This window comes from Bradyrhizobium sp. LTSP885 (assembly GCF_000938305.1).
Taxonomy (GTDB): domain Bacteria; phylum Pseudomonadota; class Alphaproteobacteria; order Rhizobiales; family Xanthobacteraceae; genus Bradyrhizobium.
Genome location: NZ_JYMT01000031.1, coordinates 126,547 through 148,240, shown reverse-complemented (window position 1 = coordinate 148,240; position 21,694 = coordinate 126,547). Strand labels below are relative to the sequence as shown.

Here is a 21,694-nt window from a genome sequence, read left to right as displayed (position 1 = left end):
AATCGTATGTCACGCCGACATCCCATCATATCGATCACGGGCTCTTCCGGCGCCGGTACGACGTCGGTGAAGAAGACGTTTGAGAACATCTTCCGCCGCGAGAACGTGGTTGCGGCCTATATCGAGGGCGATGCGTTTCATCGCTACGACCGCGCCGAGATGCGCAGCAAGATGTCGGAGAAGGCCGAGCGCGGCAACAAGCATTTCAGCCATTTCAGCCCCGAGACCAATCTGCTCGAGGAGCTCGAGCGGCTGTTCCGCGATTATGCCGAGACCGGCACCGGAACGACGCGGCACTATGTGCATGATGAGGAGGAGTCGCGGCTCTATGGCGCGAAGCCCGGCACCTTCACCGAATGGGAAGCGTTGCAAGACGCCTCCGATCTCCTGTTCTACGAAGGCCTGCACGGCGCCGTCGTCACCGACACGGTGAATGTCGCCCAGCATGCCGATCTCAAGATCGGCGTCGTGCCGGTGATCAATCTCGAATGGATCCAGAAGCTGCATCGCGACCGCAGCCATCGCGGCTATTCCACGGAGGCGGTGACCGACACCATCCTGCGGCGCATGCCCGATTACGTGAACTACATCTGTCCGCAGTTCAGCGAGACCGACATCAACTTCCAGCGCGTGCCGACCGTCGACACCTCGAACCCGTTCATCGCGCGCTGGATCCCGACCCCCGATGAATCGATGGTGGTGATCCGGCTGAAGAACCCGCGCGGCATCGATTTTCCGTATCTGCTGTCGATGATCCCGCACAGCTTCATGTCGCGTGCCAACTCGATCGTTGTTCATGGCGCGAAGCTCGACCTTGCGATGCAGCTGATCCTGACCCCGTTGATCCTGCAACTGATCGAACGAAAGAGGCGAACGATATGACCGCACTTGCGTCCCTGGCCAGCCGCACCGACGTCAGCCATGCCGAGATGGCCAATGCCATCCGCTTCCTCGTCATCGATGCCGTGGAGCAGGCGAAATCCGGCCATCCCGGCATGCCAATGGGCATGGCCGATGTCGCGACCGTTCTGTTCTCGCGTTTCCTGAAGTTCGATCCGGCCGATCCGGCCTGGCCAGACCGCGACCGCTTCGTGCTCTCGGCCGGCCACGGCTCGATGCTGCTCTACGCGCTGCTCCATCTGACCGGCTACGAGGCCATGACGCTCGATCAGCTCAAGGCGTTCAGGCAGTGGGGATCGACGACCCCCGGGCATCCCGAATACGGCCATACGCCGGGTGTGGAGACGACGACCGGGCCGCTCGGGCAGGGGATTGCAACCGCAGTCGGCATGGCGCTGGCCGAGCGGCTGATGAACGCGCGCTTCGGCGACGATCTCGTCGATCACTTCACCTACGTGATTGCCGGCGACGGCTGCCTGATGGAAGGTCTCAGCCACGAGGCGATCTCGCTTGCCGGTCATCTGCGGCTCAACCGGCTGATCGTGCTGTTCGACGACAACCGGATCTCGATCGACGGCGCGACCTCCTTGTCCTGCTCCGATGACCAGGCGGCGCGATTCAAGGCGAGCGGCTGGAACGTCTGCAGCATCGACGGCCACGATCCGCAAGCCATCACTGCGGCGATCAGGCAGGCGAAAACGAGCGATCGTCCGTCGCTGATCGCTTGCCGCACCGTGATCGGGTTCGGTGCGCCGAACCGGCAAGGCAGCGAGAAGGTCCATGGTGCGCCGCTCGGGGCTGACGAGGCCCAGAAGACCCGCGCTGCGCTGGGCTGGCCGTATCCGGTGTTCGAGGTGCCGGATCCAGTGCTCGCCGAGTGGCGCGAAATCGGTGCGCGCGGCCGCGACGCACGTCGCGCCTGGATCGAGCGCTCGCGACGGACGTGCAACGGCGAGCGATCTCCGTTCCATGATGCGCTGAACCGAAAACTGCCCTGTGCCTATGCCGAGGCGATGGCGAGGCTGAGGGAGCGTTTCGCGACCGAACGACCGAAGCTCGCGACCCGCCAGGCCTCGCAGCAGGTGATCGACGTCATCGCGGAAGCCTTGCCGAACCTGCTCGGCGGCTCGGCCGACCTCACGCACTCCAATCTCACGCTGGCAAAGACGCAAGTTCCGGTGCGGCCGGAATCGCTTAACGGCAGCTACATCCATTATGGCATTCGCGAGCACGGCATGGCGGCGGCGATGAACGGCATCGCCCTGCATGGCGGGTTCATCCCCTACGGCGGCACGTTCCTGACCTTCGCCGACTACAGCCGCCCCGCGATCCGGCTCGCGGCATTGATGGGCATTCGCGTGATCCACGTCATGACCCATGACTCGATTGGGCTCGGAGAGGACGGGCCGACGCATCAGCCGGTCGAGCATCTGGCTGCGCTGCGGGCGATCCCGAATCTGCTGGTGTTTCGTCCGGCCGATGCGGTCGAGACGGCGGAAGCCTGGGACTGCGCGCTCAAGAGCGAGACCGCGCCGTCGATCCTCTGCCTGTCGCGGCAGGCGCTGCCGACGTTCCGTGACGGCGCAACCCAGGTCAATCAGGTTGCGCTCGGCGCCTATGTCGTCATCGAGCCGGAGGGAGGGCGCGACGTCACGCTGGTCGCCAGCGGGTCCGAAGTGTCCATCGCGCTGGAGGCCGCACAAATGCTGGCCGAGGACGGCATACGGGCCGCGGTCGTCTCCGCGCCGTGCTTCGACCTGTTCCGCCAGCAACCACGCAACTATCGCGCCAGGGTGCTTGGCGCGGCCCCGCGCGTCGGCGTCGAGGCTGCGGTCGAAGGCGAATGGGCGCGCTGGCTCGGCGACGACGGCGAGTTCATTGGCATGACCGGCTTCGGCGCCTCGGCGCCGGCCGAAATTCTCTACCGCGAATTCGCCATCACGCCTGCGGCCGTCGCCGCGGCGGCGAAGCGTGTGACCCGTCGATCGATTTGAAAGGAGCAAGCAGTCATGGCGCGGATAAGTCTGAGGCAATTGCTGGATCATGCCGCCGAGCGCGGCTACGGCGTGCCGGCCTTCAACATCAACAACATGGAACAGGGCCTCGCCATCATGGAGGCGGCGGCGGCCTGCGATGCGCCCGTCATCATGCAGGCCTCGCGCGGTGCGCGCGCTTACACGGGCGACATCATGCTGGCGAAGATGATCGATGCGCTGGAGGAGATGTATCCGCAGATCCCGCTCTGCCTGCATCTCGACCATGGCAACGAGGAATCGAGCTGCGCTACCGCGATCCGATACGGCTTTACCTCGGTCATGATGGACGGCTCGCTCAAGGCCGACGCGAGGACCGCGGCGGATTATGACTACAACGTCGATATCACCCGCCGCGTCGCCGAGATGGCGCATTGGATCGGCGCATCGGTTGAAGGCGAGCTCGGTGTGCTCGGCTCGCTCGAGCATGGCGGCGGCGAGCAGGAGGACGGTCACGGCGCAGAAGGCCAGCTCAGCCAAGACCAGCTTCTGACCGATCCCGACCAGGCCGTCGACTTCGTCCGCGCGACCAAAGTCGATGCACTTGCGATCGCGATGGGCACCTCGCACGGCGCCTACAAGTTCACCCGCCGGCCCGACGGCGAGATCCTGGCGATGCGCGTCGTCGAAGAGATCCATGCCCGGCTGCCCAACACGCATCTGGTGATGCACGGCTCGTCGTCGGTGCCGCAGCCGTTGCAGGACATGTTCAACGCGTTCGGCGGCGAGATGCCGCAGACCTGGGGCGTGCCGGTCGAGGAGATCGTCCGCGGCATCAGGCACGGCGTGCGCAAGGTCAATATCGATACCGATTGCCGGCTCGCGATGGCCGCGGCCTTCCGCAAGGTTGCGACCCAGTCGAGGAGCGAGTTCGACCCGCGCAAATTCCTCAAGCCCGCGATGGATGCGCTGCGCGAGCTCTGCCGGGACCGGTTCGAGCAGTTCGGCACGGCCGGCAATGCCGGAAAGATCAAGGTGGTTCCGCTGTCGGAGATGGCGCGGCGTTACCGTGCCGGCGCGCTCGACCCACAGATTGGAAGCATAACTCAGGCCGCGTGAGCGACGCGGCGACGACATTCTCAGGAGGATCACATGAATATCCAGCAATCGATCACGGTGCGCGGCAAGGATCGCTACAAGTCCGGCGTGATGGAATACAAGCGGATGGGCTATTGGGAGCCGGATTATGAGCCCAAGGACACCGACGTCATCGCGCTGTTCCGCGTCACGCCGCAGGATGGCGTCGATCCGACCGAGGCCTGCGCCGCGGTCGCGGGCGAATCCTCGACCGCAACCTGGACTGTGGTGTGGACCGACCGCCTGACCGCCGCGGAAAAATATCGGGCGAAGTGCTATCGCGTCGATCCGGTGCCGAATTCGCCGGGCAGCTACTTTGCTTATATCGCCTACGACCTCGATCTGTTCGAGCCAGGCTCGATTGCGAACCTGACGGCGTCGATCATCGGCAACGTGTTCGGCTTCAAGCCGCTGAAGGCGCTGCGGCTCGAGGACATGCGGCTGCCGGTGGCCTATGTGAAGACGTTCCAGGGCCCGGCGACCGGCATCGTCGTCGAGCGCGAACGGCTCGACAAGTTCGGCCGTCCGTTGCTTGGCGCCACCGTGAAGCCGAAGCTCGGGCTGTCCGGCCGCAACTATGGCCGCGTCGTCTACGAGGCGCTGAAAGGTGGACTCGACTTCACCAAGGACGACGAGAACATCAACTCGCAGCCCTTCATGCATTGGCGCGAACGCTTTCTCTACTGCATGGAGGCGGTCAACCGTGCACAGGCCGCGACCGGCGAGATCAAGGGAACGTATCTCAATGTGACGGCGGCCACGATGGAGGACATGTATGAACGTGCCGAGTTTGCGCACGAGCTCGGCTCCTCCATCGTGATGATCGATCTCGTGATCGGCTACACCGCGATCCAGTCGATGGCGAAGTGGGCGCGCCGCAACAACATGATCCTGCATCTGCACCGCGCCGGTCATTCGACCTATACGCGGCAGCGCAGCCACGGCGTCTCGTTCCGCGTCATCGCGAAGTGGATGCGGCTGGCCGGCGTCGATCACATCCATGCCGGCACGGTGGTCGGCAAGCTCGAGGGCGATCCGAACACGACGCGCGGCTACTACGACATCTGCCGCGAGGACTTCAATCCGATGCAGCTCGAACATGGCGTGTTCTTCGATCAGAACTGGGCGAGCCTCAACAAGCTGATGCCAGTGGCTTCCGGCGGCATCCATGCCGGCCAGATGCACCAGCTGCTTGATCTCCTGGGCGAGGACGTCGTGCTGCAGTTCGGCGGCGGCACCATCGGCCATCCTCGCGGCATCCAGGCCGGCGCCATCGCCAACCGCGTCGCGCTGGAGGCCATGATCCTCGCCCGCAACGGAGGACGCGACTACGTCCATGAAGGGCCGGAAATCCTCGCGAAGGCCGCGCTGACCTGCACGCCGCTCCGCGAGGCGCTCGACGTTTGGAAGGACGTCACCTTCAACTACGAGTCGACTGACGCACCCGACTTCGTTCCAACGCCAAGCATGGCCGTCTGACAGGAGGTTCTCATGCGCATGACCCAAGGCTGCTTCTCGTTCCTCCCCGATCTCACCGACGAACAGATCGCGGCGCAGGTGCAATATTGCCTCGACAAGGGTTGGGCGGTGAACATCGAGTTCACCGACGATCCGCATCCCCGCAATACCTATTGGGAGATGTGGGGGCTGCCGATGTTCGACCTGCGCGATGCCGCAGGGATCATGAAGGAGCTCGCCGATTGCCGGCGCGTCTATGGTAACAGTTACATCCGGATTTCCGGTTTCGATTCCAGCTCTGGCTGGGAATCCGTCCGCATCTCCTTCATCGTCAATCGGCCGCAGGAAGAGCCTGGGTTCCGGCTCGACCGTCAGGAATCCGTCGGGCGCAACATCCGCTATTCGACACACGCCTATGCAGCCACGCGGCCGGAGGGTGAGCGCTACAGAGATCGTTGACCGCGTCCGGTTGAAGCCAGGCGGGTTGCTCCCTCGACCGCCTTGGTCCGGATGCACTTCTCCGTCGTCGCGGCCCCGCGGCGACGGAGCTTTTCGATTGTCGAGAGGACCATGATGAAACCGCAAGAGCAGCCCCGCGAAACTCCGGTTGAGACCGTCGACCTCCGGGATGAATTCGCCAACCTCGGCATCGGCGATGTGCTCGACCAGCTCGATTCCGAATTGATCGGGCTCAAGCCGGTGAAGACGCGGATCAGGGAGATCGCCTCGCTGCTGCTCGTCGAGCGTATCAGGCGGAAGATGGCGCTCGCCACGACATTTCCGACCCTGCATATGTCGTTCACCGGAAATCCCGGCACCGGCAAGACCACCGTTGCGCTGCGGATGGCCGGCATCCTGCACAAGCTCGGTTTCGTGCGCCGCGGTCACGTCATCAGCGTCACGCGCGACGATCTGGTCGGGCAATATATCGGCCACACCGCGCCGAAGACCAAGGAGATATTGAAGAAGGCGATGGGTGGCGTGCTGTTCATCGACGAGGCCTATTATCTCTACCGGCCCGAGAACGAGCGCGACTATGGCCAGGAGTCCATCGAGATCCTGCTGCAGGTGATGGAGTCCCAGCGCGAGGATCTGGTCGTGATCCTGGCCGGCTATGGCGACCGGATGGAAAAATTCTTCCAGAGCAACCCCGGCTTCCGGTCGCGCATCGCGCACCACATCGACTTCCCCGACTATCTGGATGCGGAGCTGCTTTGGATCGCCGAGCTGATGTTGCAGCAGCAGAATTATCGTTTCTCGCCGGAAGCACGCGAGGCCTTCATCCGTTACATCGCCGCGCGCAAGGCGCAGCCGCTATTCTCCAACGCCCGCTCGATCCGCAACGCGCTCGATCGTATCCGGCTGCGGCAGGCCAACCGGATCGTGGCGAAGCTCGACCGTACCCTCACCGCCGATGACGTGATGTCGATCGAAGCCGGCGATGTCCTGGCGAGCCGCGTGTTCGCAAAGGACACCGGCGCGACGGAGCAGGGGCGATGAACCAGGCGCTCGCGGCCACCCGAACGGCCGGGATGCGGGATATCATTGCGAGCGCCCGCGCGCTGATCTTCGATGTCGACGGCACCTTGGCTGAAACCGAGGAGGTGCATCGCCGCGCGTTCAACGAAGCGTTTGCCGAGGCTGGCCTTGGCTGGCATTGGGATCGAACAACCTACGGACGGTTGCTTCGCGTGGCCGGCGGCAAGGAGCGCATCCGCGCGTTCGACCAGCGCAGCGCTGCCCCGCTGCTGTCCTTCTCCGACATCGCTGACCTGCACCGGATCAAGACCTCGCGCTACGCCGCGCTGATCGCGACGGGCAACTGCCCGCTGCGGCCGGGCGTGGACGCGTGGCTCACAGGCGCACGCCGCCGCGGCCAGCGCCTGGCGATTGCCACGACGACGTCGCATGGCAATATCGATGCGCTGCTCTCGGTGGCGCTCGGCCCCGATTGGGCCGGCCTGTTCGAGACGATCGTGGCCGGCGACGATGTTCCGAGGAAGAAGCCGGCGCCGGACGTCTATGTCGAGGTGCTCTCGCGGCTGGCGCTCGGGCCGGGGGACTGCATCGCCATCGAGGATTCCGGCAACGGCCTGATGGCGGCGTCGCGGGCCGGCATTCCCGTGATCATCAGCCGAAGCGCGTATTTCAGCGACGATGATTGGACCGAAGCCCTGCTCGTCGTCGATGATCTCTCTGATATCGGCTATTGATACCTGCTCCCGCTGGCCGATCAGCGTCACCGAATGAACCCAATAGTCAAATAATATGACTAGTCGGGGCTCGTCATCCGTGGAATAGTAGGGGTGCGATCCACCAAGGGTCGCTGAAAAGGTGCCATTACGCCAGAAGCTCTGGTGGATGGCGCTTGCCAACAATGCCGGGAGACAGCGCCTCATGATCCCCCACGCCATTCCCGCGCCTCCTTCAACCCACGCCGTGACGCGCGGGTAACCCGACGGCATTTTCGGATCGGCACGGACAAAGGGTGCGGAGCGAGGATGACGCTGCTCATTGGCTCAATCGACATTCCGCGATTTCGGATCGTGACGCCGTCAGCGTGGACGCGACACCGCCGAAAATCTACGGCAGGCTTACCGGCGGTGGCCGACGACTGACACTGTCGACGGCAACGCTGGCTCAATTCAAAAAACAAAGGGAGTGAAGCATGTTCAAGTCGAAGACCACCTTGTTTGCGCTCGCGCTGGCCGGCCTCGCCGCGTCGGTGTCCGGTCGCGACGCCATGGCCCAGGGCAAGCCGACCATCGGGATCGCGATGCCGACCAAATCCTCGGCGCGCTGGATCGATGACGGCAACAACATGGTCAAGGTGTTGAAGGACCGCGGTTACGGCACCGACCTGCAATATGCCGAAGACGATATCCCGAACCAGCTCTCCCAGGTCGAGAACATGGTGACCAAGGGCGCCACGGTGCTTGTCATCGCGGCAATCGACGGCACCACACTGTCGGACGCGCTGAAGCAGGCCAAAGCCAAGGGCATCACCGTGATCGCCTATGACCGCTTGATCCGCAACACACCCGATGTCGACTACTACGCGACGTTCGACAATTTCCAGGTCGGCGTGCTGCAGGCGCAGTCGATCGAGAAAGCCCTCGGACTGAAGGAGGGCAAGGGGCCCTTCAACATCGAGCTGTTCGGCGGTTCGCCCGACGACAACAATGCCTATTTCTTCTACGACGGCGCGATGTCGGTGCTGAAACCCTACATTGACAGCGGCAAGCTCGTCGTCGGCAGCGGCCAGATGGGGATGGACAAGGTCGCGACCCTGCGCTGGGACGGCGCGACCGCGCAGGCACGGATGGACAATCTGCTCAGCGCGTTCTACGGCAAGAAGCGCGTTGACGCAGTGCTGTCGCCCTATGACGGCCTGTCGATCGGCATTATCTCGTCGCTGAAGGGCGTCGGCTACGGCAGCAAGGACCAGCCGATGCCTGTCGTCAGCGGGCAGGATGCCGAGGTTCCCTCGATCAAGGCGATGCTGCGCGGCGAGCAATATTCGACCATCTTCAAGGACACCCGCGACCTCGCCAAGGTGACGGCCGACATGGTCGACGCCGTGCTGAGCAAGAAGGAGGTCACCGTCAACGACACCAAGACCTACAACAACGGGGTCAAGGTGGTTCCGTCGTACCTGCTCAAGCCGGTCGTGGTGGACAAGACCAATTGGGAGAAAGTCCTGGTTGACAGCTGCTATTACAAGCGCGCGCAATTCGACTAGGGCATGATCCGGAAAAGTGGGCACCGGCTTTCCTTGCGACAAACGCGAAGCGTTTGCGCGGAGATCATGCTCAAATAGGCTTGGACCGGTGGACGATTTCGTCCGCCGGATCGAACTGCGTCGAGGGCGTTCGGTGCTGCGGGACGAGATCCGATGACGGCAATGCTTGATATGCGCGGCGTCAGCAAGAGCTTTGCGGGCGTGCAGGCGCTGCGCGACGTCAATTTCACCGTGGAAGCCGGGCAGATCCACGCGCTGGTCGGCGAAAACGGTGCCGGCAAGTCGACCCTGATGAAGGTGCTGAGCGGTGTGTATCCGGCCGGCAGCTACGAGGGCGCAATCGTCTTCGACGGCGAGGAGCGCCGGTTCCGCGACATCAATGGCTCCGAGGCACTCGGGATCATCATCATCCACCAGGAACTGGCGCTGATCCCACAGATGTCGATCGCCGAGAACATATTCCTGTCGCATCCGCCGTCGCGGTTCGGCGTCATCGATCGCGACGCGGTGTACCGGCGCTCCGCGGAGTTGCTGGCGCTGGTGGGGTTGCGTGAGTCGCCGGATACGCTGGTCACAGATCTTGGTGTCGGCAAGCAGCAACTCGTCGAGATCGCGAAGGCGTTGTCCAAGAAGGTACGGCTCCTGATCCTCGATGAGCCCACCGCGAGCCTCAACGAGGCCGACAGTGCGGCCCTGCTCGAGCGCCTGCTCGCATTCCGCGCGCAGGGCATTGCCTCGATCCTGATCTCGCACAAGCTGAACGAGGTCGCGCGCGTCGCCGACCGCATCACCGTGCTGCGCGACGGTCGCACCGTCGACAGCCTCGATTGCCTGACCGAGCAGGTCGAGGAAGACCGCATCATCCGCAGCATGGTCAACCGCGATCTCGCGCATCGCTTTCCCGAGCGGAAGGTCGAGATCGGCGAGCCCGTGATGACGGTGGAGAACTGGTCGGTGCATCATCCGCTCCATACCGAGCGGCAGGTGATCAAGAATGTCGACTTCACGGTGCGTCGCGGCGAGGTGGTCGGTATCGCCGGCCTGATGGGCGCCGGCCGGACCGAGTTTGCCATGAGCCTGTTCGGCCGGGCCTGGGGCTACAACATCTCCGGCAAGGTCCGCCTCGATGGCGGCGCGCCTGATCTTTCCAGCGTGCCGGCCGCGATCGATGCCGGCCTTGCCTATGTCACCGAGGACCGCAAACTGCTCGGGCTCATCCTGGCCGACGATGTCCGCAAGAACGTCACGTTGGCGAGCCTCGGCCAGATCTCGGAACGTGGTGTGATCGACGACGTCGTCGAGCTGAAGGCCGCCAGCAACTACCGCAACCGGATGCGGATCCGCTGCTCCGACGTCTATCAGGAGGCCGGCCAGCTCTCGGGCGGGAACCAGCAGAAGGTGGTGCTGTCGAAATGGCTGATGACCGACCCGAAGGTCCTGATGCTCGACGAGCCGACCCGCGGGATCGACGTCGGGGCGAAATACGAGATTTATTGTATCATCAACGAGCTGGCTGAGGCCGGCAAGGGCGTCGTGGTGATCTCGTCGGAAATGCCCGAGCTGCTCGGCATCTGCGACCGGATCTGCGTGATGAATGACGGTGCCTTCGTCGGCGAATTCGCACAGGCCGACGCAACGCAGGAGAAGATCATGCGCGCTATCATGCACAATGTCAGGATGTCCGGAAACGGCGCTCATGACGGTGCCGTGCGGGCAGGAGAGGCAGGGCCAAGAGAGGCAATGCAATGACCGACAAGACGGTTTCGCTTCCCGAGACGCCGCGGCATTCCGGGTTCATCAAGAACAATCTGCGCAGCTACGGCATGCTGCTGTCGCTGCTTGCGATCATGCTGTTCTTCCAGATCGTGACCGACGGCACCCTGCTGCAGCCGGTCAACCTCACCAACCTCGTGCTGCAGAACAGCTACATCGTGATCATGGCGCTCGGCATGCTGCTGGTGATCGTCACCGGGCACATTGATCTTTCGGTTGGCTCGGTCGCGGGCTTCGTCGGCGCAGTCGCGGCGGTGCTGATGGTGCGCTACCATGTTGACTATCCCTTCGCATTCGTCGTCTGCCTCGTGGTCGGTGCCGCGATCGGCGCGGCGCAGGGCTATTGGGTCGCCTATTTCAAAATTCCGTCCTTCATCGTCACGCTGGCGGGGATGCTGGTGTTCAAGGGCCTGGCGCTGGCGGTGTTGCAGGGACAGTCGGTCGGGCCGTTTCCGCCGACCTTCCAGAAATTGTCGTCCGGCTTCATCCCGGAATTGTTCCCGAATGCCGGTACGTTCTATCCGACGTCGCTCCTGATCGGCGTCGTGCTGGCATTCGCGCTGGTGCTGGCGAGCGCCAAGGGCCGGACGCGCGAGCAGGCACACGGCATCACGGTCGAGCCTTACGCTTTCTTCGTCGCCAAGAGCATCGCGCTGGCGGGCGCGGTGCTCTACTTCACTTATCTGATCGCCTCGCATCGCGGCCTGCCGAACGTACTCGTCATCATGACGATCCTGATTGCGGCCTACGGCTTCGTCACGCGGCGCACCGTGATCGGGCGGCAGATCTATGCGGTCGGCGGCAACGCCAAGGCCGCAAAACTGTCGGGTATCAAGACGGAGCGGCTGACCTTCTTTACCTTCGTCAACATGGGCGCGCTGGCGGCGCTGGCCGGGCTCGTCTTTGCCGCGCGGCTCAACACGGCGACGCCAAAAGCGGGCCTGGGCTTCGAGCTCGACGTGATCGCCGCCTGCTTCATCGGCGGCGCCTCGGCCTATGGCGGCGTCGGCCGGGTCGGCGGCGCGGTGGTCGGCGCCATGATCATGGGCGTCATGAACAACGGCATGTCGATCCTCGGTGTCGGCATCGATTATCAGCAAGTGATCAAGGGCCTCGTTTTGCTCGGCGCCGTCTGCATCGATGTCTACAACCAGCGCCGCTGACGGCCACGCGGTCATCTTTCTGCGGTAGGATGCCGGCGCAACGCAGGAGAATGCCGCGTGAAACTGTCCCATGCCGATGCGCTGAACATCGGAAATATCCTGGCCGAGGTCGGCCGCACCGAGATCATGCCGCGGTTCCGCCGTATCAGGGAGATCGAGGTCCGCACCAAGACCTCCGCCTTCGACGTGGTCACGGAAGCCGACGAAATTGCCGAGCAGGTGATATCGGCGGCGCTGTCGCGCGCCTTTCCGGGCGCCGTCATCATCGGCGAGGAGGGCACGGCGCGCGATCCGGCCGGGCTCGACCAGATCGGGACCGCGGAGTTGGCCTTCATCATCGATCCGATCGACGGGACCCGGAACTTCACCTCCAGCCTGCCGCTGTTCGGGACCATGGTCGCGGCGACCATGCGCGGCGAGATCGTGTTCGGCGCGATCCATGACCCCGTCTGCAACGATACGGCCTACGCGCTGCGCGGCGCGGGTGCCTGGATCGAGGCGGCGGACGGCAAGCGCTTCGACCTGAAGGTCGCGCCTGCCGCACCAATCAAGCAGATGGATGCCGTGATCGGCGTCAATTTTATTCCCGAACCACTGCGAGCTGTGGTGGCCGGCAATCTCTCGAAGCTCGGCATGAGCTCGTGGCTGCGCTGCGCCGCGCATGAATATCGGATGGCGGCGTCGGGACATTGCCACCTGCTGTTCTACAACAAGCTGATGCCGTGGGATCACGCCGCCGGCTGGCTGCTGCATCGCGAGGCCGGCGGCTACAGCGCGCATTTCGATGGATCACCCTACAAGCCCGTCAACCTGACGGGTGGGTTGCTCTGTGCGCCGGACGAAGAGAGCTGGCATGCCGCGAAGCAGGCGATCCTGACGCTGGGTGGATAGGTGTCCGCGCGGGACGACGTCGAGAATGGGTCTCGTTCACCTCAGGATGACGGGTTGCCCTGATTCAATTTTCAAACAGCGAGAGGATGTGATGACGAGGAGAGGCGCTTGCGACCGCGTCTATTCGCTGCCGACCTCGCCGGTGATGATATCGCCGAACAATTTCCAGCTTTCGCCTTCGAAACGCATCAGCTGCTCCTGCTCGATCGGACGGAAGTCAGTCGGGCTGGTATTGATCTTGATGCCGGGCAGGATCATCTTTGGCGCAAAGTTCTTCAAATTGGCCGCCTGCTTCATGACGTTCTCGCGCGTGAGATCGTCGCCGCACTGCTTGAGCGCCTGCGCCAGCGTCCCTGCGGCCACGTAGCCATAGACGTGATTGCCGTTGGTCTTGTCGCCGTCAGGGATGTACTTGTCCATGAAGGCGCGCCATTCCTTCGTTTCCGGGTCGTCGTTCCAGGTCGCATCGGTCGGGTCCTTCAGATAGGCGACCGAGATGATACCTTGCGAATTCTCGACGCCCGCGGCCCGCATCACCGAGGCGACCGAAGTTGCCGTGCTGGTCAGGAAGATGGTCGGCTTCCAGCCGATTTCCGCGACCTTCTTGATCGTCTGCGCCGCGCCCTTCGGTGCCGCCCAGGCGAACAGGATATCGGCGCCCGAGGCGCGCAGCGCCACGATCTGCGAATCCAGCGTCGGATCGGTTAGCTCGTAGGACTTGTCGGCGATGATCATGCTGCTCGCTTTGTCGCCGAGACCGTCGCGCATGCCCTTCAGCGCGTCCTTGCCGGCATCGTCGTTCTGCCAGAGCACCGCGATCTTGCCGTTCGGGAAATGGTCGAGAATGTACCTGGCGTAGATCCGTCCCTCGCTCTGGTAGTTCGGCTGCCAGCCCATCGTCCACGGAAAGTTCTTCGGGTCGCCGAAGCGCGTCGCACCTGAGGCAATGAAGAGGTGGGGGACCTTTTTCGCGTTGAGATATTTCTGGATCGCGACATTGGGCGCGGTGCCGAGCGGCTGGAACACCACGAAGACCTCGTCGCCCTCGACCAGCTTGCGCGCCTGTTCGACCGATTTCGGCGGCGAGAAGCCGTCATCATAGGAGATGAAGTTGATCTTGCGGCCGTTGATGCCGCCCTGTTCGTTGATCATCGCGAAATAGGCCGCCTCGGTTTTGCCGATGATGCCAAAGGCGGAGGCCGGCCCGCTATAGGGCATGATGTTGCCGATCTTGATCTCGGTGTCCGAAACGCCCGGGCCGTAATTCTTCTGCGCGTGCGCAGGCGACAGCGCGCCGATCGCAGCGACAACAGCTACACTCCACGCACGAAGGCAAAATCCGTTCAACATCCCCGAACCACTCCCTGCTTGTCCGCCCTCGTTGCGTCCGCCAAGCCCGGGTGAGGGGCCAGCGCGTTGACGTGCGGCGAAGATTGTCTTATGCGCTTCCATCTGGAAACGTTTCCAGATTAGCGCGTGTTCCGGCAAATGGCAATATTCCTGCGATCGGGAGAGAGTTGAGAAATGACTGGACTGGAGCAGGCAAGCCCGGTCGATCACGTCAGCGGCACAAGGCCGCCGACTGTCGCAGAATGCGATGCTGTCGTGGTCGGCGCCGGCTTCGGCGGGATCTATGCGATCTATCGGCTGCGACAACTCGGCCTGAAGGTGATCGGCATCGAGGCGGGAGCTGATGTCGGCGGCACCTGGTACTGGAACCGCTATCCGGGTGCGCGTTGCGACATCCCGAGCCTGTTCTATTCCTACACCTGGTCGCCGGAGCTGCGGCAGGAGTGGCGCTGGAGCGAGAAATACGCAGCGCAGCCGGAAATCCTTGATTATGCGCGGCGTGTCGCCGACCGGTTCGATCTGCGCGCTGCGATCCGCTTCGACACGCGCGTGACGACGGCGGACTGGGATGAGGCGAGCCGGAGCTGGACGCTGCGCACCGATCGCGGTGACAGCATCGTGGCGTCCTACTGCGTGATGGCGACCGGCAATCTCTCGGTCCCCAACAAGCCGAAGCTGCGGGGCCTGGAGCGTTTTGGTCGGCCGGTCTATCACACCGGCCAGTGGCCGCATGGCGAGATCGATTTTTCCGGACAGCGCGTCGCTGTGATCGGCACCGGCTCGTCGGGCGTGCAGACGATCCCGCTGATCGCGAAAGTGGCGAGCCGGCTGACCGTGTTTCAGCGTACGCCGAACTACTCGGTGCCGTCGCGCAACGCGCCGCTCTCGGACGCTGACGTGGCGGCCGCCGAACCCGTGATCGCGAAATACCGCGAGAGCCTCGAGACGCCGGAGTTCGGGCGGGTGCCCGCGAATGCGTTCGACGCGCCGGTGCCAGACAAGGACGTGCAATGGGCGCGCTATGAGGAGCTCTGGGAACAGGGCGGCGGCGGCATCCTCACCGCGTTCCCGAACATCCTCACCAATGAGGCCGTCAACGACGTCGCCTGCGAGTTCGTGCGTGACAAGATCCGCGGCATCGTCAAGGACGAGACCACCGCGGAGGCGCTGTCGCCGAAGGACTATCCGCTCGGCGTCAAGCGCATCTGCATCGATAGCGATTATTTCGCGACCTACAATCTGCCGCATGTCGAACTGGTCGATCTTCGCGAAGAACCGCTCGAGGCGGTCACGGAGACTGGCGTGGCGACCGCGACGCGCTCCTTTGCGCTGGACGCGTTGGTGCTGGCGACCGGATACGACGCGATGACCGGTGCGCTGGCCGCGATGGAGATTCGCGGGCGCGATGGCACCAGCCTCAAGACAGCCTGGGCCGATGGGCCCAGCGCCTATCTCGGCCTGATGGTGTCGGGCTTTCCCAATCTGTTCGTCGTCACCGGGCCTGGAAGCCCATCGGTGATCGGCAATGTGATCCACGCCTGCGAGAACCATGTCGAGTGGATCACGGCCTGCCTCGACAGCATGCGCGCCAAAGGATTGACCCGCATCGAGCCGGAGCACGACGCCGAACGCGGCTGGATGGCACATGTTGCCGACGCCGCGAGCCGCACGCTCTATCCGAAGGCCAACTCCTGGTATCAGGGCGCTAACATTGCCGGCAAGCCGCGGGTGTTCATGCCCTATGTCGGCCAGGGCTACCGGCATCGGATCGCACAAGTTGCGCAGCGCGGTTACGAGGGGTTTATCAGGCGTTGAGAGTTGGTCTCGCGGACGCGGTCTCTCCGTCATTTGCGAGCAGCGACAGCGACGAAACAATCCATAGCACCGCAGAGGAGGGATGGATTGCTTCGCTCCGCTCGCAATGACGTGGAAAGAGTCGATCCTGGTACCGTTTCCAGACGTGAGGTCGTGTCCGTCACGACTTCCGCCCGCGCGCCGTCGGTGGTGCTGCGCAGGAGTGGCGCAGGATGAATCGCGTCGGCAGGTAGATCGGCTCGCCGATAGCGGCCTTGTCGCCGTCGCGGATCTGCGCCAGCAGCAGCCGCGCGGCGATGCGGCCGACCTCGTTCATGTCCCAGCTCAGCGCCGAGATCGCGGGCGTCGCATGGCGGGCGAGATCGGTGTCGCCGCTGCACACGATCGACACGTCCTGCGGATAGCGCAGCCCCTTGCTCGTGACCGCCTCCAGCACTTCCGCCAGCATGCTGGTTCCGAGCGAGATGATCGCGGTCGGCGGCGTGGCCAGTTGCAGCAACTGGCAAACCGAGCTGAACGCCGTGTTGGCGCCTTGCATATGTGGGCGGATCAGGGCCGGATCGAGCTCGATCTTGGCGTCGAGATGCGCCTGCTGATAGCCGGCGAGCCGCTCGGCGCTCGGCATCACCGCGGCGCTTCCGGTCAGGAGTGCGATGCGACGATGGCCGAGCCCGATCAGATAGCGCGTCACCTCCAGCGCGCCGCCGCGGTGATCGACGCGAACCGCGGCGCTATCAGGCACCTCGCGGTCGACGGTGACGCAGGGCAGGTCGAGCGTCGCCAACCCCTTCATGAAATCCGTGTGGGAATTGTCGCCCGCGAACAGCAAGAGCCCATCCATCTGGCGGCGGCGCACCGCTGACAGGAACGCAGCTTCGCGCGCCTCCTCATGCTTGGTCGCGGCCAGCATCAGCAGGAAGCCGGCGCGCTGGAACTCCTCTTCGGCCGCACCCACCATGTCGGTGTAGTGCGGGTTGGAGAAGTCGGCCACCATGCAGCCGATCGTATTCGAGGCCCGCGAGCGCAGCGCCTGCGCGGCCTGGTCAGGCTCGAAGCCCAGGCGCTTCACCGCGCGCATGATGCGGGCGTGCAGTTCGGCGCTGGTGTAGATGCCGCCGTTGAGCGTGCGGCTGACGCTGCTGACCGACACGCCGGCCTCGGCGGCGACGTCACGAATCGTCGGTCGTGTCCGTCGCGTCCTGGTCATTGTTGTCTTCGCCTCGTCGATTGCCTTGTCGTTGAACCTAATCAGGCCCCGTCCCGAATCTCAAATGATTCCTGTTCATCCGGCGGACCGAAAGTGCCGCGGCGAATGCCGGGTCACGCGCCGGATCAGCCGGCGCAGCGTCGAAGGCTCGGCATAGCCGACCTCACGCGCGATCTGCTCGACCGAGAGGCGGGTGGTTTCGAGCAGCGATCGCGCCGCCTCGATCCTGATCCGTTGCACGAACTGGATCGGCGAGACGCCGCAGACCGCGGCGATCCGCCTGGCGAAGGTCCGCGGCGCCAGTCCGACCGCGGTAGCGACGTCCTCGATCGCGAAGTCACGCGCGATGTTGTTGCGCACCCACTTTTCCGCCTTGGCGACTTTGGGATCCTGGCTCGCCAGATAGTTGATCGCCATGAAAGGAGCCTGGGAACGCCGCTCGTCCAGTAGCAGGTAGTTGGCGCAACCCTTGGCGATACCTGGGCCGGCGAAGCGGGCGACCACCGCGAGCATCAGGTCCATCTGCGCCATCGCGGCACCTGCGGTTGCGATCGGCCAATCGGCCACCACCATCCGTTCGGTCATCAGGTTGACCTTCGGATAGCGCTGCCGGAACAGCGGCGCGAACCACCATGTCGTGGTCGCCCGCTTGCCATCGAGCAGTCCGGTCTCTGCCAGCAGGAAGCTGCTGGCACAGGAGGCGGCGAGCATGGTGCCATCCTCGAACGCGGCGGCGAGCATGTCGCGCGCGCGCCGGCATGCAGGACTGCTCAACTTCAGCTCCAGCTCATCGGCCGACGCCGATCCGAGGCCGGGCACGATCACGAGATCGACGCCTCGCGGGTGACCGCTGCGCCGCCTCGGGCCGTAACGCAGCGTCGTCACCTCGAAATGCGCGCGCTTCGTCGCGCCGATACGGTTGGCGGTGGCCAGCACGTCGTAAGTGATGGCGGCGCTGGACGCCAGGCAGCCGTCGATCTCGACAACGGCAACTTTGGTCATGTCAAAAAATACACGATTAATGTCATTTTTGACACTAGCAACTCGGCCGCCAAATCGCAACGATGGCAAGGAAGATGACAAGGAAGACGACGGGGAGTTACGCCGATGCCGAACCGGCCCATGACGCAGGACGATCCGCTGGAGGATTTTCAGCGCCGCGACATCACGCTCGATCGCGTCAGCAAGGCCGTCCATGTCGCTGGCGTTGGTCCTGCCGTTATCGTGATGGCGGAGATGCCGGGCATTAGCCCGCATGTCGCCCGCTTCGCCCGCTGGGTTCGCGATGCCGGGTTCACCGTCTACATGCCGTCGCTGTTCGGCCGCGACGGCGCAATTGCCGGCGCGGAGGAGGGGGCTGCGGTGTTTCAGCGCGCCTGCGTGAGCGCCGAGTTTCGCGCGATGGCCGCCAATCAATCCAGTCCCGTGACGCAGTGGCTGCGCTCGCTCGCACGATTTGCCCACGGCGAATGCGGCGGTCCCGGCGTCGGCGCCATCGGAATGTGCTTCACGGGGAATTTTGCGCTCACCATGATGCTGGAGCCGTCGATGCTGGCGCCGGTGCTGTCGCAGCCGTCATTGCCGCTGAACGATCCAGATGGCATCGAGATCGCGCCTGACGAGGTCAAGGCGGTCCGCGCGCGGCTGGAGCGCGAGGACCTGACCGTGCTGGCCTATCGCTTCGCCGGCGACAAATTCTGCATGGCGCAACGCTTCGCGGCCTATGCCGAGGCGCTCGGTGACCGTTTTATCGGGCGGGTGCTTCCTGACAGCGCGGCCAACCGCGATGTTCCGCCGTTCTTCCAGACCTTCGTCACGACGCCGCACAGCGTCGTCACCGCGCATCTGATCGACGAGGCCGGTCAGCCGACGATCGCGGCGCGCGATGAGATCCTGGCATTCTTCAAACGGAGGCTGTCAGCCGCGAAGGGATGAACGTCGGCCGCGTCAGGATTCGCCGCTCAGTCTTGCCGCGATCGCGCGATAGCCGCGCAGCCACATGTGATCGAGATCGAGGTCCAGCGGCAGCGGCTGCGAGGAGACCCGCGCGATCACCATTTCGTTGGCCGGATCGACATAGATCCACTGGCCGTGGATGCCGACTGCTGCAAACGGCGTCTCGCCGCGATCGATCGTGTACCATTTGCTGCGATAGTTGCCGCTCGGGAACACTTTTGTGAGGTCGCCGCGCGACCACGCTTCGGCATTGCCGTTGCGCCTGATGTCGTCGATCCACCAGTTCGGCGCCACCTGACGGCCGTTGCTGACGCCGTGATTGCGCATCATCTCGCCGAACCTGACGAGGTCGCGCAAGGTCGCGCAGATGCCGCCGGCAACGCGCGCGGCGCCGTGGGAATCGACCGCGATGTAGGCGTCGTGCTCGGCGCCCATCGGCTGCCAGAGATATTGCGACAGGATTTTGGCGTAGGAGATGCCGCAGGCCCGCTCATAGACCCAGCCGAGCACGTCGGTGTTGGTCGAGACGTAGTGGAAGGTGTGGCCGTGCGGCGTGCCATTTGGCCGCAACGTCTTGAGATAGTCGCGCAGATTGGTTGCGGGAACGCTGGGATCCGGCGGCTCCCAACCGGTCGAGCGCCGGTAGTTCATGACATCGCCGTCGCGTGCCATGTAGTCCTCGTCGAAGCGGATGCCGACGCTCATGTCGAGCAAATGCCGTACCGTGCAGCCGCCGCCATAGACCGATCCCTCCATCTCCGGGATGTAGCTCACGACAGGCGCGTCGGGATCGAGTTTGCCGAGATCGGCCAGGATGCCGCCGAGCGTGCCGGCGACCGACTTGCTGACCGAGAAGATCAAATGCGGCGTCTCAGGCGTCAGGCCGTGGGCATACCATTCGGACACGATCCGTCCGCGATGCGACACCACGATGCCGTCGGTATGGCTGGTGCGCAGCGCTTCGGCGACACTGACGGTCTCGCCGCGTGGATTCGCAAAGCTGACGTCCTCGAGATAGCCCGGTGCAAACGACAGTGGTGCTGGCTCCGGCGCCCGCGCGATGTTCGCGGTGGGTAGCAATTCGCGCACGTTGCGGAAGGCCCACTCGCTGAAGGGATGCTGGCGCCAGTTGGCGAGCGTGACTTGTTCGTTGGCCGCCGGAGGGAAGGCGGCCATGATGCGACGTGAATTCATTCGTGTTCCAGCCAAGGCGTTTGGGAGACGGATCAAAATCCAGTACGCGCCGCACGGCGCGCAATCAACCGGATGGTGGAGGTGGGCTGCGGGTACCTTCGGCGTAACCATTTTGGAATTGTGCGACGTCAGGTTCTGGCCCGTAAATTGCTTGACTACGCCGGGCGTCTGCCCCAGCGTGCGGAGCCATATGCGGCGCGCAGACGTCCGCCATCGGGGAACATCGAGAGGGTAGGTCATGATTGCGCTTTTGGGCCGCTCGGATCCGGCGACCACGCAGGCCATCCACTTCGCGAGGGGGATTCTCGAAGGCTCTGCGACCGCGTTTTACGAGGTCGATGGCAGCCTCAATCTCAACCGCTTTGTGCTCTCGAGCAATGTCCCGCCGAGTTTCCACGACCAGTACCTGGCCGGCATGAACCGGCTCGATCCCTTGCACCCGCGCTCCGCGACCAATCAGCCGATTGCCCGGCTGAGCGCCGCGCTCGACCAATGCGCCACGGCGGAGGCGGCGATGTACCGCAGCTTCGCCGGCCAATGCGGCGTCGCCGATATGATCGAGTTTTTCTTCCGCCGTAATGACCGGATCGTGGCCGGGATGAGCGTGCTGTGGTCGCCGGGGTGCAAGGTTCCCGACGGCAGCATGAACATTGCCGAGAAGATCCATGACTATCTCGAGTTCAACCTGACCAGCCGCCTGTCGCCCGCGGCCGACGAACCGCCGCGCTATGGCCTCACCGCGCGTGAGGTGGAGGTCGTCGAGTTGTTGTGCTGCGGCCGGACCAACCGCGAGATCGGCGAGTGCCTCAGCATTGGTCTTGCCACCGTGAAGACCCACCTGATCCACATCTTCGAGAAGCTCGGCGTCGAGACCCGTTCCGCCGTGGTGGCGCTGATGTCGCGGCGGCACTGAGGCTGCGCATCGCCTGAATTCCGAGGCGACGGGAGCTCTCTCCACGTCACTGCGAGCCAACGGGTCGCGCGAATGCGCGCCCGATGACAGGCTCCGCGACTTGTCCGCCGAAGCCTTGGCGAAGGCCGAAGCAATCCATTGCACCGCATATGCGCTGTCGTCCCTGCGAAAGCAGGGACCCATAACCACCGACGTTGATTGTTTCGCTACGCCGGAACGACG

General features: G+C 64.0%; 18 protein-coding genes. 14 read left to right on the top strand and 4 right to left on the bottom strand.

Translation table 11 applies throughout. The annotated features are described in order from the left end of the window. The first annotated feature begins 6 nt into the window (after window positions 1–6). The 11 genes from UP09_RS19310 to UP09_RS19260 all read left to right on the top strand — a co-directional run bounded on the left by UP09_RS19310 (window position 7) and on the right by UP09_RS19260 (window position 13,037). Window positions 7–882: a phosphoribulokinase gene (locus UP09_RS19310; RefSeq protein WP_044539845.1), complete on the top strand. Its 876-nt coding sequence runs from the start codon at window positions 7–9 to the stop codon at window positions 880–882. Next, window positions 879–2,894 carry a transketolase gene (gene tkt, locus UP09_RS19305; protein ID WP_044539844.1) on the top strand — a complete coding sequence of 672 codons (2,016 nt, stop codon included), beginning with the start codon at window positions 879–881 and terminating at the stop codon, window positions 2,892–2,894. Before UP09_RS19310 ends, tkt begins: the two co-directional genes overlap by 4 nt. Before the next feature lie 15 nt (window positions 2,895–2,909). After that, window positions 2,910–3,992 (top strand): class II fructose-bisphosphate aldolase, encoded by a 1,083-nt coding sequence (gene fba / locus UP09_RS19300; protein ID WP_044539843.1) that lies wholly within the window; start codon window positions 2,910–2,912, stop codon window positions 3,990–3,992. A 33-nt stretch (window positions 3,993–4,025) separates the two neighbouring features. Further along, window positions 4,026–5,489, top strand: coding sequence for a form I ribulose bisphosphate carboxylase large subunit (locus UP09_RS19295; protein ID WP_044539842.1), 1,464 nt, complete (start codon window positions 4,026–4,028; stop codon window positions 5,487–5,489). Window positions 5,490–5,501: 12 nt separating this feature from the next. After that, window positions 5,502–5,927 (top strand): ribulose bisphosphate carboxylase small subunit, encoded by a 426-nt coding sequence (locus tag UP09_RS19290; RefSeq protein WP_044539841.1) that lies wholly within the window; start codon window positions 5,502–5,504, stop codon window positions 5,925–5,927. Window positions 5,928–6,038: 111 nt separating this feature from the next. Further along, a complete protein-coding gene (gene cbbX / locus UP09_RS19285; RefSeq protein ID WP_044539840.1) occupies window positions 6,039–6,968 on the top strand; it encodes a CbbX protein in 930 nt (309 codons plus the stop codon). Then, on the top strand, window positions 6,965–7,681 hold the full coding sequence (locus UP09_RS19280) for an HAD family hydrolase (protein WP_044539839.1): 717 nt from the start codon (window positions 6,965–6,967) through the stop codon (window positions 7,679–7,681). The genes cbbX and UP09_RS19280 overlap by 4 nt, the downstream gene beginning before the upstream one ends. Window positions 7,682–8,136: 455 nt before the next feature. Next, complete coding sequence (gene chvE, locus UP09_RS19275) at window positions 8,137–9,210, top strand: multiple monosaccharide ABC transporter substrate-binding protein (RefSeq protein ID WP_044539838.1); 1,074 nt, start codon at window positions 8,137–8,139, stop codon at window positions 9,208–9,210. A gap of 153 nt (window positions 9,211–9,363) precedes the next feature. After that, window positions 9,364–10,959, top strand: coding sequence for a multiple monosaccharide ABC transporter ATP-binding protein (gene mmsA, locus UP09_RS19270; RefSeq protein WP_044539837.1), 1,596 nt, complete (start codon window positions 9,364–9,366; stop codon window positions 10,957–10,959). Next, window positions 10,956–12,146, top strand: coding sequence for a multiple monosaccharide ABC transporter permease (mmsB, locus tag UP09_RS19265; protein ID WP_044539836.1), 1,191 nt, complete (start codon window positions 10,956–10,958; stop codon window positions 12,144–12,146). Before mmsA ends, mmsB begins: the two co-directional genes overlap by 4 nt. 57 nt (window positions 12,147–12,203) lie before the next feature. Continuing rightward, complete coding sequence (locus tag UP09_RS19260; protein ID WP_044539835.1) at window positions 12,204–13,037, top strand: inositol monophosphatase family protein; 834 nt, start codon at window positions 12,204–12,206, stop codon at window positions 13,035–13,037. Window positions 13,038–13,157: 120 nt separating this feature from the next. On the opposite strand, the gene UP09_RS19255 is transcribed toward UP09_RS19260, so the two are convergent. After that, window positions 13,158–14,387, bottom strand: a complete 1,230-nt coding sequence (locus UP09_RS19255) for an ABC transporter substrate-binding protein (RefSeq protein WP_044539834.1) — start codon at window positions 14,385–14,387, stop codon at window positions 13,158–13,160. Between the two features lie 174 nt (window positions 14,388–14,561). Here UP09_RS19255 and UP09_RS19250 point away from each other — a divergent pair, with 174 nt between their 5' ends. Next, entirely contained in the window at window positions 14,562–16,202 is a 1,641-nt protein-coding gene (locus UP09_RS19250; protein ID WP_082070199.1) for a flavin-containing monooxygenase, read from the top strand. Between the two features lie 160 nt (window positions 16,203–16,362). Here the strand turns inward: UP09_RS19250 and UP09_RS19245 are convergent, their stop codons facing one another. Beyond that, window positions 16,363–17,409, bottom strand: coding sequence for a LacI family DNA-binding transcriptional regulator (locus UP09_RS19245; RefSeq protein WP_044539833.1), 1,047 nt, complete (start codon window positions 17,407–17,409; stop codon window positions 16,363–16,365). A gap of 75 nt (window positions 17,410–17,484) precedes the next feature. Further along, window positions 17,485–18,411, bottom strand: coding sequence for a GlxA family transcriptional regulator (locus tag UP09_RS19240; RefSeq protein ID WP_044539832.1), 927 nt, complete (start codon window positions 18,409–18,411; stop codon window positions 17,485–17,487). A gap of 105 nt (window positions 18,412–18,516) precedes the next feature. On the opposite strand from UP09_RS19240, the gene UP09_RS19235 reads away from it, so the two are divergent. After that, on the top strand, window positions 18,517–19,344 hold the full coding sequence (locus tag UP09_RS19235) for a dienelactone hydrolase family protein (RefSeq protein ID WP_044539831.1): 828 nt from the start codon (window positions 18,517–18,519) through the stop codon (window positions 19,342–19,344). Window positions 19,345–19,356: 12 nt separating this feature from the next. Here UP09_RS19235 and UP09_RS19230 read toward each other — a convergent pair whose 3' ends face one another. Next, window positions 19,357–20,559 carry a serine hydrolase domain-containing protein gene (locus tag UP09_RS19230; RefSeq protein WP_044539830.1) on the bottom strand — a complete coding sequence of 401 codons (1,203 nt, stop codon included), beginning with the start codon at window positions 20,557–20,559 and terminating at the stop codon, window positions 19,357–19,359. 238 nt (window positions 20,560–20,797) lie between these two features. Here UP09_RS19230 and UP09_RS19225 point away from each other — a divergent pair, with 238 nt between their 5' ends. Beyond that, window positions 20,798–21,472, top strand: coding sequence for a helix-turn-helix transcriptional regulator (locus tag UP09_RS19225; protein ID WP_044539829.1), 675 nt, complete (start codon window positions 20,798–20,800; stop codon window positions 21,470–21,472). Window positions 21,473–21,694: the final 222 nt, after the last annotated feature.

Excerpts from the sequence above, each read along its gene's own strand:
- UP09_RS19240 (WP_044539832.1), bottom strand. The coding sequence starts at position 18,411 with ATGACCAAAGTTGCCGTTGTCGAGATCGACGGCTGCCTGGCGTCCAGC.
- cbbX (WP_044539840.1), top strand. The coding sequence starts at position 6,039 with ATGATGAAACCGCAAGAGCAGCCCCGCGAAACTCCGGTTGAGACCGTC.
- UP09_RS19280 (WP_044539839.1), top strand. The coding sequence starts at position 6,965 with ATGAACCAGGCGCTCGCGGCCACCCGAACGGCCGGGATGCGGGATATC.
- UP09_RS19310 (WP_044539845.1), top strand. The coding sequence starts at position 7 with ATGTCACGCCGACATCCCATCATATCGATCACGGGCTCTTCCGGCGCC.
- mmsB (WP_044539836.1), top strand. The coding sequence starts at position 10,956 with ATGACCGACAAGACGGTTTCGCTTCCCGAGACGCCGCGGCATTCCGGG.
- fba (WP_044539843.1), top strand. The coding sequence starts at position 2,910 with ATGGCGCGGATAAGTCTGAGGCAATTGCTGGATCATGCCGCCGAGCGC.
- UP09_RS19235 (WP_044539831.1), top strand. The coding sequence starts at position 18,517 with ATGCCGAACCGGCCCATGACGCAGGACGATCCGCTGGAGGATTTTCAG.
- UP09_RS19230 (WP_044539830.1), bottom strand. The coding sequence starts at position 20,559 with ATGAATTCACGTCGCATCATGGCCGCCTTCCCTCCGGCGGCCAACGAA.
- mmsA (WP_044539837.1), top strand. The coding sequence starts at position 9,364 with ATGACGGCAATGCTTGATATGCGCGGCGTCAGCAAGAGCTTTGCGGGC.
- UP09_RS19290 (WP_044539841.1), top strand. The coding sequence starts at position 5,502 with ATGCGCATGACCCAAGGCTGCTTCTCGTTCCTCCCCGATCTCACCGAC.
- UP09_RS19255 (WP_044539834.1), bottom strand. The coding sequence starts at position 14,387 with ATGTTGAACGGATTTTGCCTTCGTGCGTGGAGTGTAGCTGTTGTCGCT.
- UP09_RS19250 (WP_082070199.1), top strand. The coding sequence starts at position 14,562 with ATGACTGGACTGGAGCAGGCAAGCCCGGTCGATCACGTCAGCGGCACA.
- tkt (WP_044539844.1), top strand. The coding sequence starts at position 879 with ATGACCGCACTTGCGTCCCTGGCCAGCCGCACCGACGTCAGCCATGCC.
- UP09_RS19295 (WP_044539842.1), top strand. The coding sequence starts at position 4,026 with ATGAATATCCAGCAATCGATCACGGTGCGCGGCAAGGATCGCTACAAG.
- chvE (WP_044539838.1), top strand. The coding sequence starts at position 8,137 with ATGTTCAAGTCGAAGACCACCTTGTTTGCGCTCGCGCTGGCCGGCCTC.
- UP09_RS19245 (WP_044539833.1), bottom strand. The coding sequence starts at position 17,409 with ATGACCAGGACGCGACGGACACGACCGACGATTCGTGACGTCGCCGCC.
- UP09_RS19225 (WP_044539829.1), top strand. The coding sequence starts at position 20,798 with ATGATTGCGCTTTTGGGCCGCTCGGATCCGGCGACCACGCAGGCCATC.